Annotated in this window: 12 protein-coding genes and 1 tRNA gene; 3 read left to right on the top strand and 10 right to left on the bottom strand. The window is 65.4% G+C overall.

The window, feature by feature from the left end:
* Positions 1–12 precede the first annotated feature (12 nt).
* Together HWX31_RS23155 and HWX31_RS23150 are read right to left on the bottom strand one after the other, a co-directional pair.
* Entirely contained in the window at positions 13–1839 is a 1827-nt protein-coding gene (locus tag HWX31_RS23155) for an acyl-CoA dehydrogenase (protein WP_174962846.1), read from the bottom strand.
* Positions 1840–2194: 355 nt separating this feature from the next.
* Positions 2195–2947 (bottom strand): hypothetical protein, encoded by a 753-nt coding sequence (locus HWX31_RS23150; protein WP_174962939.1) that lies wholly within the window; start codon positions 2945–2947, stop codon positions 2195–2197.
* Positions 2948–3502: 555 nt separating this feature from the next.
* On the opposite strand from HWX31_RS23150, the gene HWX31_RS23145 reads away from it, so the two are divergent.
* Together HWX31_RS23145 and HWX31_RS23140 are read left to right on the top strand one after the other, a co-directional pair.
* On the top strand, positions 3503–3829 hold the full coding sequence (locus tag HWX31_RS23145; RefSeq protein ID WP_174962937.1) for a DUF4148 domain-containing protein: 327 nt from the start codon (positions 3503–3505) through the stop codon (positions 3827–3829).
* Positions 3830–3894: 65 nt separating this feature from the next.
* Positions 3895–4230, top strand: a complete 336-nt coding sequence (locus HWX31_RS23140) for a DUF4148 domain-containing protein (protein WP_174962844.1) — start codon at positions 3895–3897, stop codon at positions 4228–4230.
* A gap of 55 nt (positions 4231–4285) precedes the next feature.
* On the opposite strand, the gene HWX31_RS23135 is transcribed toward HWX31_RS23140, so the two are convergent.
* From HWX31_RS23135 to HWX31_RS23105, 7 genes are all read right to left on the bottom strand, one after another.
* Positions 4286–5968: an adenylate/guanylate cyclase domain-containing protein gene (locus tag HWX31_RS23135; protein WP_174962842.1), complete on the bottom strand. Its 1683-nt coding sequence runs from the start codon at positions 5966–5968 to the stop codon at positions 4286–4288.
* Positions 5969–6140: 172 nt separating this feature from the next.
* Positions 6141–6216 (bottom strand) — tRNA-Ile (locus HWX31_RS23130).
* 129 nt (positions 6217–6345) lie between these two features.
* Entirely contained in the window at positions 6346–8757 is a 2412-nt protein-coding gene (gene rpoD, locus HWX31_RS23125) for an RNA polymerase sigma factor RpoD (RefSeq protein WP_174962840.1), read from the bottom strand.
* Between the two features lie 88 nt (positions 8758–8845).
* Positions 8846–10723 (bottom strand): DNA primase, encoded by a 1878-nt coding sequence (dnaG, locus tag HWX31_RS23120; RefSeq protein WP_059631245.1) that lies wholly within the window; start codon positions 10721–10723, stop codon positions 8846–8848.
* A 74-nt stretch (positions 10724–10797) separates the two neighbouring features.
* On the bottom strand, positions 10798–11244 hold the full coding sequence (locus HWX31_RS23115) for a GatB/YqeY domain-containing protein (RefSeq protein WP_174962838.1): 447 nt from the start codon (positions 11242–11244) through the stop codon (positions 10798–10800).
* A gap of 163 nt (positions 11245–11407) precedes the next feature.
* On the bottom strand, positions 11408–11620 hold the full coding sequence (gene rpsU, locus HWX31_RS23110; protein WP_004190342.1) for a 30S ribosomal protein S21: 213 nt from the start codon (positions 11618–11620) through the stop codon (positions 11408–11410).
* A 75-nt stretch (positions 11621–11695) separates the two neighbouring features.
* Positions 11696–12922: a BaiN/RdsA family NAD(P)/FAD-dependent oxidoreductase gene (locus tag HWX31_RS23105; RefSeq protein ID WP_279613156.1), complete on the bottom strand. Its 1227-nt coding sequence runs from the start codon at positions 12920–12922 to the stop codon at positions 11696–11698.
* Between the two features lie 116 nt (positions 12923–13038).
* Here HWX31_RS23105 and tsaD point away from each other — a divergent pair, with 116 nt between their 5' ends.
* Positions 13039–14079, top strand: a complete 1041-nt coding sequence (gene tsaD, locus HWX31_RS23100; protein WP_010089144.1) for a tRNA (adenosine(37)-N6)-threonylcarbamoyltransferase complex transferase subunit TsaD — start codon at positions 13039–13041, stop codon at positions 14077–14079.
* A 106-nt stretch (positions 14080–14185) separates the two neighbouring features.
* Here the strand turns inward: tsaD and folE2 are convergent, their stop codons facing one another.
* Complete coding sequence (gene folE2, locus HWX31_RS23095) at positions 14186–14995, bottom strand: GTP cyclohydrolase FolE2 (RefSeq protein WP_042587380.1); 810 nt, start codon at positions 14993–14995, stop codon at positions 14186–14188.
* Positions 14996–15063 lie beyond the last annotated feature (68 nt).

Here is a 15063-nt window from a genome sequence, read left to right as displayed (position 1 = left end):
ATCGGCGCGCGCTCAGAACCACGCATCACGCATGTCGAGCGTCGTCGTGTCGACACTCGCGAGCAGATCGAGCTGGGCGTCCACCTTCGGCAGCTCCCAGCGGAAGAAGTAGCGGGCGGCGGCGCGCTTGCCGTCGTGGAATTCGCCGTTGCGCCCATGCGCGGCAAGTGTCACGTCGAGCCACAGCCACGCGACGACGAGATGGCCGAACGCCTCCAGATAGACGCTCGCATTCGCGAGCCGCACCTGCGGATCGTCGAGCGCGCCCAGTTGATCCGTGACGGCGCAAAGCCTGGTCCAGCGCCGCGCCAGCGCATCGGCCTGCACACGCGCGTCACCGTCCGTCACCCGTGCGCGTGCGACGGTCGCCGCGATGCGCACGTCGAGCGCGCGCAGCGCTGCGCCGTCGTCCTGCACGACCTTGCGGCCCAGCAGGTCGAGCGCCTGGATGCCGTGCGTGCCTTCGTGGATCGGGTTGAGACGATTGTCGCGATAGAGCCGTTCGACCGCATAGTCGCGCGTGTAGCCGTAGCCGCCGTGCACCTGGATCGCGAGGTCGTTCGCGGCGAGGCACCACTGCGACGGCCAGCTCTTCGCGATCGGCGTCAGGATGTCGAGCAGGCGCCCGGCTTCGGCACGGGCATCCGCGTCGCGATGCGCGCGCCCGTCGTCGACGAGCCGTGCGCAGTACAGGACCAGCGCAAGGCCGCCTTCCACATAGGCCTTCTGTGCGAGCAGCATCCGGCGCACGTCCGGATGCGCGACGATCGCCGCCTGCGGCGCGGCGGCATCCTTGCCGGCCGGCCCGAGCGGACGCCCTTGCGGCCGGTTGCGCGCATAGTCGAGCGCATGCAGGTAGCCCGTGTAGCCGAGCGCCACCGCGCCCGCGCCGACACCGATGCGCGCCTCGTTCATCATGTGGAACATGGTCGCGAGGCCGTGATTCGGCGCGCCGACCAGATAGCCGATCGCACCTGCGCGGCCCTCCGGACGATACCGGGTGCCTTCACCGAAGTTCAGCAGGCAGTTGGTCGTGCCGCGATAGCCCATCTTGTGGTTCAGCCCCGCGAGCACCACGTCGTTGTGCTCGCCGCGCGTGTCGCCGGCGCCCGGCAGATACCTGGGCACGATGAAGAGCGAGATGCCGCGCGTGCCGGGCATCAACCGGCCATGTTCGTCGGGAATCTTCGCGAGCACCAGGTGGACGATGTTCTCCGTCAGTTCGTGCTCGCCGCCCGAGATCCACATCTTGTTGCCGGTGAGCCGGTAGCGCGGGCCGAGCGGCGATTCGCACTCGAAGTCCGCGCGCGTCGCGATGTCGGACAGCGACGACCCCGCCTGCGGTTCGGACAGGCACATCGTGCCGGAGAAGCGCCCATCCAGTTCGGGGCGCACGAACGCGTCGATCTGCGCGGGGCTGCCGTGCGCGACGAGCAGGTTCGCGTTGGCGGCGGTCAGGAACGGATAGGCCGACGTCGCGATGTTCGCGGCCTGGAAGAACAGGAACGACGCCGCTTCGACGAGCTTCGGCAGCCGCATGCCGCCGAGCGCCTCGTCATGGCCCGCGGCGATCAGGCCGGCGTCTGCGAATGCGCGCACGGCCGGCTCGACTTCGGGAATCAGCGTGACGCGCTCTCCGTCGAAATGCGGCTCCTCGCGATCGCCGCGCGCCGCGTGCGGCGCGAACAGGTCGGTCGCGATCCGCTCGCTGGTGTCGAGCACCGCATCGAAGGTCTCGCGACTGTGCTCCGCGTAGCGCGGCATCGCCGCGAGCGCTTCGGCATCGAGCCATTCGTACAGCAGGAACGCGAGATCGCGCCGCGACATCAGCAGGCTCATTGCGCGGCCTCCTGGTATGGGTGAACCGCGGCAGACCATCGCTCGCATCGTGCTCCACGGGCATGCGGCTCGGCCTGCACGCGCTCGATCGAGGCATGTTCCATCAGTTGTCTCCTGTCGGGCGGTACGGTGGCGTACAGCCTGAGAGTTCCGTCTATCGAAACTTCTTGCTTGGCTTTGCGGCTGGAAGTGCTGTCGAAAAATTTAGCACTGTCGTTCGAAAATCGCAACGCTCGACTCGCCGCAGCGATATTTGCGCTTTCGCAATTATTCCGCTGACCCTCTCTTGGTCAATCTGGATACGAGCTCACGGTGTTTTAGTTTTGTCTGTCGAAACTATCCTGGCAGTCGCCGATCACCGTTGCTCGCTGCGCACGTCGTGCGAATCGACTCTGGAGAATCCGTTTCGCAACAGGCCTCCTGCAAAGGCAGCCCCAATCAGCGACAGATAGCTGACGACGAGAAAATGTCGCCACGTGTCGAGCCCGGTGCGGTGCGCGACCAGCACCGCGTCGGGTGCCGGTACGGCGAGATTTCCCGGCGCAATCGCGCGCGCCATCTGAACGAATCCCGCCGCCGACAACAGCGGCAAGAGAACGAGCACGGCCAGCAGCACAAACTTCGCGCGACGCACAAGCGCATGGCGGCGCAAATGAAACCAGAGGCCAAGACTGCCATGCACCCACCCTGGCGCGAGCAGTGCGATCTGCAAGCCCTGCGTGCCGCTCGTGAGCAGCGACACAATGACCCGCTCGTAACTTGGATCGAAGCCGTAAAACGATGTGGCGACGCGCGTTCCGACTACATGGCGTATCAACAGCATGGGCAGGCTGAGTCCCGCCCAGAGGCGGAGCCATTCGGCGGGCGGCAGCACCCAATGCCGTCGGCTGTAGATGGTGCGGATCGCCAGCGCGAAATGCAGGCCGGCCGCGCCGTATAGCAGGATCGTCCCGGGCAGGCTTTGCCAGAGTCCGATCGCCAGGGTCAGCCCGTTCTCCGCGATATCGATCGACCAGATGCCGAGCGCGTGATTGACCAGGTGAACGGAAATATAAATCCACAGCAAGATGCCCGAACCTAGTTGCAGCCTTCTTGCGGTCTGTCGCATCACGCCATGCCCCGGTGTCGGCTTTCCGGCATCTGTGCCATTCCCGGGCTTCATGGCGGCCAGCCTCTTCTCGTCGCTCATCGGCGTATCCCCCAGTGTGCTCTCGGCGCCTGATCGACATACCGGATAGCGGGTCGATTTATTCCAGCGATCTGCGGCGCATTTGCCGCGTGCCGGCACTGCGGACCGCTTTGACAGGTGGGGGGTGTACAAGCCCGCGGAACTACAGGAATAAGTGGCGACCGTGCCGGGTATACCGTCGTGTGAGCACGCCGGATGACGACTGCAGCGTTTCGGTTCCCTCACATTGAAGCGCGCAGAGAAAAGGAGACCGCCGTGTCCAACGTTCTGTCCCACTGGATTCTGATCGGCTGCGACGCATACGACGAGTATGTGTTTGTGCCGTGGCTCAATCAATCCGTGTACCAGCGAACGGTCGCTTTGCGTCGGGTCTGCCTTTTATAGGCGAAGCCGCTCGTATTTCCGCGCACTTCCTGTTTCAAAGTCGCCACCTTCCCGCCATCTATATCGGAGTCCAAAGTGAACAAGCGAACCATGATTGCCGCCCTGATGCTCTTCGCCGGAGCGGGCATTGCCGTCAGCGCACCAGCCCAGGAAAAGACGCGAGCACAGGTACGCCAGGAACTGATCGACGCTCAGCGCAACGGCCTGAATTTCATAACAGACACGTCGTACCCGGTCGTTGCACCGATCTTCGAACAGCAAGTCAACCGGCTCAAGCAGCAAAGCAGCGACAGCGGCATGGGCGCCGCCATGACCGGCACAAGTGAGACCGGGCGCATCAAACGGCAAACGCCTCCGTCCGATCCGTCGACCTGCGTCGGACCGGTCAGCTTCTGCGATATCTATTCCGGCTCTTGAGCCGCATGCCACTGGTCCGCTCAGTCCCTTGAAGATTGAGCGCTTTATTGAAAGGAGTCCGAACCATGAAGAAGATCGCCCTGTTGGCGCTGACGTTCGGCGTCGTCATCAGCTCCACATCGACTTTTGCACAGTCCGTGTCCGCCCCGCTCACCCGAGCACAGGTGCGCGCCGATCTCATCCGGCTCGAACGGGCCGGCTACAATCCGTCGGCCAGCGACGACGCGAACTATCCTGCGGATATCCAGGCCGCGGAGGCAAAGGCAGCGGCTCAGGACGCCGCCAGCAGCAACCAGCAGGTGGCGACCGAATCGATGGGCGGAATGCCGGAGCACGGCGCATCCGAAGGCGGGAAGCCAACGGCGGGGAATCCGTTGCGTTCCATCTATTCCGGCCATTGACCTTGTCGCGCTCGGGGCGACATCGCGAAATCGCCCCGGCGCGGCCGATCAAGGATCAGCGTCGAGGCATCTGCGCAGCCTTGGACAGCACCCGCACGGGCACCAGGTCATCGCGGCCTCTTACGCGCGCGGCAAGCTGCGGCAGCCCCTCGGCTGAAATGCCGGCATGCACGAAGACCAGGTCCGAGACGATCGCCTCGCAGGCGACCTCCTTGGTCAATTGCTCGAGTCGCGACGCCACGTTCAGCGGATCGCCGATCGCGGTGAAGGTAACGTGCTCGCGAAAACCGATCTCGCCCATGACTGCGCGACCGCAATGCAATCCGATGCCGAACCGGATCTTCGCTTTCAGCTGCTGCTCGAGCGCGGTGTTGAGCGCGTCGATATTGGCCGCCACCAGCGGCACCGCGTCGAGCGCCTGACGGCACGCGGCGGCTGGATCGCTGCTCAAGCCGAATATCGCGAGCACCGCATCCCCCAGGAACTGGTTCGGCAGGCCGCCGGCCTGGACCACCGCGGAACTGACTGCGCTCAGGAAGCGGCTGACCACGAACAGGCTGTCGAACGGCAGCTGCGCCGCTGCAAGATTCGTGGAATCTCGCATGTCCACGAACATGAACGCCGCGAATCGCTCTTGCGGCATGACATCGCGCTGGCGCCGCTGCAGGAAGGCCGCGGAGGCCGCCGGCGGCACCAGCGGCCACACGGAGAGATCGTGCGCTGGCCGCAACTGGCAGGCAAGGCGCACCGCCTGCAGGTCGGCGCCCAGCCGCTCCAGCACGCGGCGCTCGGCGTCGCCCGGCTCGGGCAGCGGCGCATCGCTGAGTACGCGCACCCGGCACAACGTACATCGGGCGCGCCCGCCGCAACTGCTGGCATGGGGAATGCCGGCCATGCGGCTTGCCTCGAGCACCGAGAATCCAAGCGGCGCCCATACCTTTCGTCCATCCGGATACAGGACGCTGAACCGACCTGCGCGGCGTTCACGCACCGTGCGCACCAGTCTCGCACCGAGCACCAGCAACAGCGCCCCGCCATCGAATATCAGGAAGTCGTTGCGCAATTCGGCGAGCCACCGGTTCTGCGATCCGGTGCCGACCTTGGCCGGCCGAATCGCCGCGGCGCGCCAGACGGGATCCTGCGCAAGCGCTACCACTTCCCGTCCGCCCTGCAGGAAGCCGAGCAGTGCGAGCACCGGGAGCAGAACGGCGGCGCTCAGCAGCACGCTCCGCCATGCGCCAAACCATGGCTTCAATCTCAGCCAGAACCAGATGCCGTAGCACCCATGCAGCCATGCGACAACCAGGAGCGTCAGTTGCACGCCGCCGAAGAACGGCGAATCGATCCAGAATGCGTACAGCAGCTGCGCATACCCTTTGTTCAGGCCGAACTCGGCAAAGGCGATCCGCGTGTTCACGAGATGGTTGGCGAGCAGCGGCGGGATGCACAGGCCGAGCACGAGTTGCGCCAGCTCGGCCGGCGTCCAGTGCAATGCGCGCCGTTCGTATAGCGCCCATAGACCGAGGAAGAAATGCGTTGCCAGTGCGCCATACAGCACGGTCGTGCCGAGCCATCCCTGCCAGACGAACTTCTGCACGAGCAGATCGCGCTCCATCCACGCGAGCGAGACATTCCCCAGCGCATGATTCACCAGGTGCGTACCGACGTAGGTGAACACGACCAGCCCGGTAGTCAGCCGGATCGATCGAATGCCCACCTGCCGCAGCCGTTGACGCATGGGGCAACTCCTTTCCACCGCATCGAGTTACCCGTAAAGCTACCCCCATCGAACGGAGGAAATCAACGGAACCAGCCAATCGTTCCGAGAACCGGGGATGTGCGGAAACGCATTTGCAGCAAGGGCTTGGGAACCCTGGCGGAATGCCGTGGAACCTGGCGGAAGAAGGAGATGGTGGGCCCGGCGGGGTTCGAACCCGCGACCAATCGATTATGAGTCGACTGCTCTAACCGCTGAGCTACAGGCCCTGATGAGAAGAGAAGCGTGCTGCACGCCACCCGGGCAAAGACGCCGGGCCGGCATTGTATCAATAAAAGGGACAAACGCCACCGGTACCGTATCGATACCGGTGGCGTTCAGAGGGGAAACGCTGGAGATCAGTTCCCTTCGAGGAACGACTTCAGCTTGTCGGAACGGCTCGGGTGACGCAGCTTGCGCAGCGCCTTCGCCTCGATCTGACGGATCCGCTCACGCGTGACGTCGAACTGCTTGCCGACTTCCTCGAGCGTGTGATCGGTGCTCATCTCGATACCGAAACGCATCCGCAGCACCTTCGCCTCGCGCGGCGTCAGCGAATCGAGCACGTCCTTCACGACGTCGCGCATGCTCGCATGCAGCGCGGCATCCGCCGGCGCGACCGTGTTGTTGTCCTCGATGAAGTCGCCGAGATGGGAATCGTCGTCGTCACCGATCGGCGTTTCCATCGAGATCGGCTCCTTCGCGATCTTCATGATCTTGCGGATCTTGTCTTCCGGCATTTCCATCTTCTCGGCGAGCGTTGCCGGATCCGGCTCGAGACCGGTTTCCTGCAGGATCTGCCGCGAGATGCGGTTCATCTTGTTGATCGTCTCGATCATGTGAACCGGAATCCGGATCGTGCGCGCCTGGTCCGCGATCGAACGCGTGATGGCCTGGCGGATCCACCACGTCGCATACGTCGAGAACTTGTAGCCGCGACGGTATTCGAACTTGTCCACCGCCTTCATCAGGCCGATGTTGCCTTCCTGGATCAGGTCGAGGAACTGCAGGCCGCGGTTCGTGTACTTCTTCGCGATCGAGATCACGAGACGCAGGTTCGCCTCGGTCATCTCGCGCTTCGCCTGACGCGCCTTCAGTTCGCCCGCCGCCATCTGGCGGTTGGTTTCCTTCAGGTCCTTCAGCGGCAGCACGACGCGCGCCTGCAAATCGAGCAGGCGCTGCTGCTGTTCGCGGATCGCCGGGATGTTGCGCGACAGCACCGCGCTGTACGGATGCCCTTCGGCTGCGACCTTCTCGGCCCAGTCGAGATCCGTCTCGCTTCCGGGGAAGCGCGCGATGAATTCCGAACGCGGCATCCCGCACTTGTCGACGACGATGTGCAGGATCTGGCGCTCGACCTGACGCACCTCGTCCACTTGCGCACGCAACGTGTCGCACAGACGCTCGACGGTACGCGCGGTGAAGCGGATCGTCATCAGCTCGGTCTGGATCGTTTCCTGCGCCTTCAGGTAGGACTTCGACTTGTAGCCTTCCTTCTCGAACGCGCGGCGCATCTTGTCGAACCATTCGCTGATCTGCGCGAACTTCTCGAGCGATGCGCGCTTGAGGGCTTCGAGCTGGGCGGCGTTGGCGGTCGCCTGCGCGGCGCCGTCATCGTCCTCCTCTTCCTCTTCTTCCTCTTCCTCTTCGGCTTCCTCGTCCTCGTTCTCGATCTCTTCCGCCGCCTTCGCGGAGAAGCCGTCGGTGTCGGTATCCGACGCATTCGGATCGAGCAGGCCGTCGACGAGCTCGTCGACACGGCTCTCTTCGTTCGCGACGCGCTCGGCCATCGCGAGGATGTCGGCGATCGTCGTCGGGCACGCGGAAATCGCCATCACCATGTGGCGCAGGCCGTCCTCGATCCGCTTCGCGATCTCGATTTCGCCTTCGCGCGTGAGCAACTCGACCGTGCCCATTTCGCGCATGTACATCCGGACCGGATCGGTCGTGCGGCCGAATTCGGAATCGACGGTGGACAGCGCAACTTCCGCTTCCTCTTCGACTTCATCGTCCGACGACGCCGCCGGCGCGTTGTCGTTCAAGAGCAGCGTTTCCGCGTCCGGCGCCTGCTCATAGACCGCCACGCCCATGTCGTTGAACGTACCGATGATGCCTTCGAGGGCTTCGGTCTCGGTGAAGTTGTCCGGCAGGTGGTCGTTGATTTCGGCATACGTGAGGAAGCCGCGCTCCTTGCCGAGCTTGATGAGCGCGCGCAGCTTCACGCGGCGCTCTTCGAGCTCCTCGGCCGTGCCGGGCGTGCTCGTCGCGAACGCTTCCTTCAGCAGCGCCTTCTCCTTGGCACGGCGATCGCGCACCTTGGATTTGCCAGTGGCAGCCGCAGCAGGCTGCTCGTCGCTCTGATTTGCGTCGTCATCGACGGATACTTCGTTCAGCTTTTTCGTCATGGAGTTCGCCGTACCGGCTAAATCGACTCGCGGCTGCTGGACGACAGCCGGTTGAACCGTGGGTGCATGAGTATTACGTACTGCCGTTTCGTCCGCCGCGGCAGCCGCGTCCCTTGCGCTTTTCGCACTTGCCCGCTTCGCCACCGGCTTGGCCGGCCCGGAGTCGGGTCTGGCGGCAGCCCGTGTTCTGGCTGCCTGCGCCGGCGCAGCCTGAGCGGTGCCGGCCGCGGTTTTTTTTCTTGCTGGGGCCGTCGTGGCGGAAGACACCGTCCTGGCGGAAGAAGCAGACTTGGCCGCTGTGACCTTCTTGGTCGGCTCCGTCGAGCCCTTGCCTGCTGCTTTCTTTCCGCCTGTCGTCTTTGCCATCGCGAATCTCGCCTCTGCTTAGAAAACAAACCGCTGGAAACCTTATATTATAGCACGCTGGGGAGCCCTCTCTTGGCGCCCCGGCCGCCTACAGCCCGAGCCGACGCTTCATGTCGGCCCGCTGCTGGTTCAATTCCGTCAATTCAGCCAACTCCTCGGGTGTGAAGGCGGATTGCCGCGAAAGCCGGTCGAGCCGATCGCAACATGCGTCGTAGCGCATCTTGAGCACAGCCGCCTGAAGCTCCTCCCCCGCGATCCGTTCCTGCTCACGCTGCCGTTCGGGCACCGTCTCGTCGTCCGGATTCTGTAACAGCAGATCGCGGACGTTTTCATCATAGTCCAGAATTTCGCGGAAGATTTCCTCGTAAGTCGCCGCATTCGAGGATGTCCTCAGCACATCCGACAACAATCTGAACTCCGCCCCGTCGCCCAGCGCACGCGCATGGTCGACGACTTCACCGAACAGCTCGCCGATGCGCGGCAGCGCCCGCAGCGTCGCAACCTGCTCGTCGTCGAGCTGCACGGCGACGCGCGGATGCATCACGAGGTTGCGCAACGCGCGCTTCTCGTTGTCCGTCACGCGGCGCCGATCGCTGCGCGCGGGCGCCTGGCGCGGCGGTGCAGCGAGCCGCGTATCGACGTCGGACAGCCCCGCGACCTCCTCGAACGGAATGTCGAGGCGGTCCGCGAACATGTGCATGATCTGCGCGCGCAACGCATTCGCGGGCAGCGCCTGCAGCAGCGGCTTCGCATCGAACAGCGCCTTCGCGCGGCCCTCCGGCTGGTCGAGCGCCTTGCCGGCGATCGCCTCATTCAGCAGGAACTGCGACAGCGGCATCGCCCGCTCGACCTGCCCGGAAAACGCGTCCGCGCCGAATTCGCGCACATAGCTGTCCGGGTCGTGCTCGGTCGGCAGAAAAAGGAACCGGATCGTCCGGTTGTCCGCCGCGTGCGGCAGGCACGCCTCGAGCGCTCGCCGCGCCGCACGGCGCCCGGCCGCGTCGCCGTCGAAGCTGAAGATCACCGTGTCGGTCTGCCGCATCAGCTTTTGCACGTGGATCGGCGTGCAAGCGGTGCCGAGCGTCGCGACCGCGTTCGGGAAACCGAGCTGCGCGAGCGCGACGACGTCCATGTAGCCTTCGACGACGAGCACGTACTTGCGCTCGCGGATCGCGAGCCGCGCCTCGAACAGCCCGTACAGCTCGCTGCCCTTGTTAAATAGCGGCGTTTCGGGCGAATTCAAATACTTGGGCTCGCCACTGCCGAGCACGCGGCCGCCGAAGCCGATCACCTGCCCCTTCACGTTGCGGATCGGGAACATGATCCGTTCGCGGAAGCGGTCGTAGCGCCGCGCGACGCCCTGCGCGTCGGTCTTCTCGCTGACGATCACGAGCCCGGACTCGACCAGCGCATCGTCCCGATAGTCGGGGAACGCCGCCTCGAGGTTCTGCCAGCCGTCCGGCGCATAGCCGAGGCCGAACCGGGCCGCGACCTCGCCGGTCAGCCCCCGTTTCTTCAGATACTGGATCGCCGTGGGCGCGCCGCGCAGCTGCTTGCGGTAGTAGTCGCACGCGGCGGCCATCACGTCGGAGAGCGCGGTCGCCACCGATTTCGATACGGCCGGCTGCGACGGGTAATCGCCGCCGCCCCCGCCGCCGCCACGCATCGGCGACGGCTCGTGCGGCACGGTCAGGCCGACCGACTGCGCGAGCTCCTGCACGGCTTCCGGGAACGACAGCCCCGCATGCTCCATCAGGAAACCGATCGCCGTGCCGTGGGCGCCGCAGCCGAAGCAGTGATAGAACTGCTTGGTCGGGCTGACGGTGAACGACGGGCTCTTCTCGTTGTGGAACGGGCACAGCCCCATGAAATTGGCGCCGCCCTTCTTGAGCTGCACGTACCGGCCCACCACGTCGACGATATCGACGCGGTTCAGCAAATCCTGCAGGAACGAATGCGGAATCACCGTGGGATCGAACGGAAAAATACGATGCGGAGCGACCCGGCGCGCGCGATGTCAGCGCGCGCCGGGCACGGACTTTACTTCGAGAGCGCGGCCTTGACGAGCGCGGAAACCGCGGTCATGTCGGCACGGCCGGCGAGCTTGCCCTTCAGCACGCCCATCACCTTGCCCATGTCCTGCGGGCCTGCCGCACCGGTCTGCGCGACCGCGGCCTGGACTTCGGCGGCCACCTCGGCGTCCGACAGCTGCGCGGGCATGTAGCCGCTCAGCACCGTCAGCTCGGCCTGCTCCTTCGCAACGAGATCGTCGCGGCCCGCCGCCTGGAACTGGCTGATCGAATCCTTGCGCTGCTTGATCATCTTGTCGATCACGGCCGTGACGGCGGCATCGTCGAGCGTGATCTGCTCGTCGACCTCACGCTGCTTGATCGCGGCCAGCAGCAGGCGAATCGTCGCGAGACGCTCGGCTTCCTTCGCGCGCATCGCCGCCTTCATGTCTTCGCTGATCTGGTCTTTCAAACTCATCTTTCACCCGGGAATGGAAACGTGAATTCGACGCCCATTGACGGACGTCAACACAAAAACCCGCTTGGGACACTGTCTCAAGCGGGTTGCTCGAATCCGGCATCGGCGACTCGCGACGGAACCGCCGGTGCGCCGCTCAGCGAACCGCGCGGCGCTACATCATTCAGTACAGCTTCTTCGGCAGCATCTGGCTGCGGATGCGCTTGTAGTGACGCTTCACTGCTGCAGCCTTCTTGCGTTTGCGCTCGGCAGTCGGCTTCTCATAGAACTCGCGCGCACGAAGTTCGGTCAGCAGACCGTTCTTTTCGATCGTGCGCTTGAAGCGACGCATGGCAACTTCAAACGGCTCATTTTCTTTAACGCGAATGATCGTCATGACCCGACACGTAAAAAAGTTTGCAGGGAAAGGTTATTGAGTATAGCAGACCCTTTACACAATCGCATTATTGCGTCAAGCACCGCGTGCGAACTCCGCCGCCGCCTGCCCGGCGGCCATGCCGGACGCCCACGCCCACTGGAAGTTGTAGCCGCCCAGCCAGCCGGTCACGTCCACCGCTTCGCCGACGAAGAACAAGCCGGGCACCCGTGCGCTCATCAGCGTCGCCGACGACAGCTCGCGCGTATCCACGCCGCCCCGCGTCACCTCGGCCTTCTTGTAGCCCTCGGTGCCGTTCGGCGTCAGCGTCCAGCCGCCGAGCGCCTCTCCGACCTGCCGCAGCGTCTTGTCCGGAAGATCGGCGAGTCGCATGTCGGCGGCCACCCGATGCGTGTCGAGCCACGCGTGCGCGAGGCGCGACGGCACCCACTCGGCGAGCAGCGAGCCGACCTGGCGCTTCGACGCGCGCTTCGCTTCGAGCAGATCGGCGACGACGTCACGCTGCGGCAGCAGGTCGATGCGAATCGGCTCGCCGGGCTGCCAGTAGCTCGAAATCTGCAGGATGCCGGGCCCAGACAGCCCGCGGTGCGTCAGCAGCAGATCCTCGACGAATTCGCCGCCGCGCTTGCGGTCGCCGGTCGACACGCGCACCTCGAGCGATACGCCGGACAGCGCGGCGAACGGCGCCCAGTCCTGCTGCGCGAAGGTGAGCGGCACGAGTGCGGGCCGCGTATCGACGAGCTTGTGGCCGAACTGCTTCGCGATCCGGTAGCCGAAGTCGGTCGCGCCGATCTTCGGGATCGACAGGCCGCCGGTGGCGATGATCAGCGCGCGCGCCGCGATCGGGCCCGCCTGCGTGTCCAGCGTGAAGCCGTCGGCCGGCGCATGGCGCACCGCGTCGACGACGACCGGCCGGCGCCACGCGATGCCGCCGGTATCGCACTCGTGCTTCAGCACGTCGATGATCGCGTCGCTGCCGTGGTCGCAGAACAGCTGGCCCTTGTGCTTTTCGTGCCAGGTCACCCGATGGCGCTTGAGCAGGCCGAGGAAATCGCGCGGCGTGTAGCGCGCAAGCGCCGAGCGGGCGAAATGCGGGTTGGCCGACAGGTAGTTGTCGGGGCCCGCGTACAGGTTCGTGAAGTTGCAGCGGCCGCCGCCCGAGATGCGGATTTTCTCGGCGAGTCGCGGCGCGTGGTCGACCAGCACGACGCGGCGGCCGAGCTGCCCGGCCACCGCCGCGCTCATCATGCCGGCGGCACCCGCGCCGATCACGGCGATATCAAAAGTTTCCATGGCGCGGATTGTACCCGGCCCGGCTAGCGCCGCGGCCGGCGGCGGGAAGCGCGCGCCTGCTATACTTTTCGGTTACGTTGACATTCCGGTGACGCCGCGCGACGCGGCACGCCCTGCTCCATACCATGCTCGTTCTCGGCATCGAAAGCTCCTGTGACGAAACCGGCCTCGCGCTCTACGACACGCAGCGCGGGCTGCTCGCGCACGCCCTCCATTCGCAGATCGCGATGCACCGCGACTACGGCGGCGTCGTGCCCGAACTCGCATCGCGCGACCACATCCGCCGCGCGCTGCCGCTGCTCGAGGAAGTCATCGCGCAAAGTGGCACGAAGCGCGAGGACATCGACGCGATCGCCTTCACGCAGGGTCCGGGGCTGGCCGGCGCGCTGCTCGTCGGCGCGAGCATCGCGAATGCGCTCGCGCTCGCGTGGAACAAGCCGACCGTCGGCATCCATCATCTCGAAGGCCACCTGCTGTCGCCGCTGCTCGTCGCGGAACCGCCGCCGTTTCCGTTCGTCGCGCTGCTCGTGTCGGGCGGCCATACGCAATTGATGCGCGTGACCGACGTCGGCGTGTACGAAACGCTCGGCGAGACACTCGACGACGCCGCCGGCGAAGCGTTCGACAAGACCGCGAAGCTGATCGGCCTCGGCTACCCGGGCGGCCCGGAAGTGTCGAAGCTCGCGGAAACCGGCACGCCGGGCGCCGTCGTGCTGCCGCGCCCGATGCTGCACTCCGGCGATCTCGACTTCAGCTTCAGCGGCCTGAAGACCGCCGTGCTGACGCAGATGAAGAAGTTCGAGGCCGCGAAACTGACCGGCGACGCGCTCGAGCGCGCGAAGGCGGACCTCGCGCGCGGTTTCGTCGACGCAGCCGTCGACGTGCTCGTCGCGAAATCGCTGGCGGCGCTCAAGAAGACGAAGCTCAAGCGCCTCGTGGTCGCGGGCGGCGTCGGCGCGAACCGTCAATTGCGCGCCGCGCTGTCGGCCGCCGCCGCGAAGCGCGGCTTCGACGTGCACTACCCCGATCTCGCGCTGTGCACCGACAACGGCGCGATGATCGCGCTCGCCGGCGCGCTGCGGCTCGCGCGCTGGCCCGAGCAGGCGAACGCCGACTATGCGTTCACCGTGAAGCCGCGCTGGGATCTCGCGTCGCTCGCGCGCTGAGCGCACCGACCCGCATCGCGCAAACAGCCTGCACAAACGAAAGGCCGCTCGAATGAGCGGCCTTTCTCTTTCTGCCTGAGCGAACGAAACGACGTGAAACGGCGTGTTATGCGGCCAGCCGCTTGTCGCGCTCGATCAGCGCATACGCGCTGTGATTGTGGATCGACTCGAAGTTCTCGGCTTCGAGCACGTAGGCCACGATGCGCTCGTCGGCATCGAGCCGCTGCGCGACGTCGCGCACGAGGTCCTCGACGAACTTCGGGTTCTCGTACGCGCGCTCGGTGACGAACTTCTCGTCCGGACGCTTCAGCAGCCCCCACAGTTCGCACGACGCCTCTTCCTCGGCCATCCGGATCAGCGCCTCGACCGGCACGTCGGCCGCGAGCTCGGCATCGATCGTCACGTGCGAGCGCTGATTGTGCGCGCCGTACTGCGAGATCTTCTTCGAGCACGGGCACAGGCTCGTGACCGGCACCAGCACCTTCAGGAACAGCCGGGTCACACCGCCGCGGCTTTCGCCCGCGAGCGTCACTTCGTAGTCCAGCAGGCTCTGCACGCCCGACACGGGCGCCGTCTTGTTCACGAAATACGGGAACGTCACCTCGATGCGGCCCGCCTCGGCCTCGAGCTTCTCCAGCATCGACGCGAGCATCGTGCGGAACAGCCCGGTCGTCAGCGGCGCGCGATGCTCTTCCAGCAACGCGACGAAACGCGACATGTGCGTACCCTTCTGGTCGGCCGGCAGATGGACGTCGAGGTTCCAGAGACCGACGGAGGGCTGCACGTCGCCACTCTCCGTGCGCACCGTCAACGGATGCCGGACCGCCTTCACGCCCACGCGCTGAATCGGAATCTGGCGGGTATCCACCGTGCTCTGCACGTCGGGCATCACGAAGGCGGGATTCATCTGGTTCATCTTGTTCAATCCTTTTAAGCCGCGCGCGGGACTTCGCGCGCGCCGCCGCAAGCGGCAGGCCGGAAAAA

The organism is Burkholderia ubonensis, assembly GCF_902833085.1.
In the GTDB taxonomy this organism is placed as follows: domain Bacteria; phylum Pseudomonadota; class Gammaproteobacteria; order Burkholderiales; family Burkholderiaceae; genus Burkholderia; species Burkholderia ubonensis.
This window is presented reverse-complemented; position numbering and strand designations above follow the sequence as displayed.

Bases quoted from the DNA above. Each gene is read 5' to 3' on its own strand.
- rpoD (WP_174962840.1), bottom strand. From the start codon at position 8,757: ATGGCAAAGACGACAGGCGGAAAGAAAGCAGCAGGCAAGGGCTCGACG.
- HWX31_RS23150 (WP_174962939.1), bottom strand. From the start codon at position 2,947: ATGCGACAGACCGCAAGAAGGCTGCAACTAGGTTCGGGCATCTTGCTG.
- tsaD (WP_010089144.1), top strand. From the start codon at position 13,039: ATGCTCGTTCTCGGCATCGAAAGCTCCTGTGACGAAACCGGCCTCGCG.
- HWX31_RS23140 (WP_174962844.1), top strand. From the start codon at position 3,895: ATGAAGAAGATCGCCCTGTTGGCGCTGACGTTCGGCGTCGTCATCAGC.
- HWX31_RS23135 (WP_174962842.1), bottom strand. From the start codon at position 5,968: ATGCGTCAACGGCTGCGGCAGGTGGGCATTCGATCGATCCGGCTGACT.
- HWX31_RS23115 (WP_174962838.1), bottom strand. From the start codon at position 11,244: ATGAGTTTGAAAGACCAGATCAGCGAAGACATGAAGGCGGCGATGCGC.
- HWX31_RS23155 (WP_174962846.1), bottom strand. From the start codon at position 1,839: ATGAGCCTGCTGATGTCGCGGCGCGATCTCGCGTTCCTGCTGTACGAA.
- folE2 (WP_042587380.1), bottom strand. From the start codon at position 14,995: ATGAACCAGATGAATCCCGCCTTCGTGATGCCCGACGTGCAGAGCACG.
- HWX31_RS23145 (WP_174962937.1), top strand. From the start codon at position 3,503: ATGATTGCCGCCCTGATGCTCTTCGCCGGAGCGGGCATTGCCGTCAGC.
- rpsU (WP_004190342.1), bottom strand. From the start codon at position 11,620: ATGACGATCATTCGCGTTAAAGAAAATGAGCCGTTTGAAGTTGCCATG.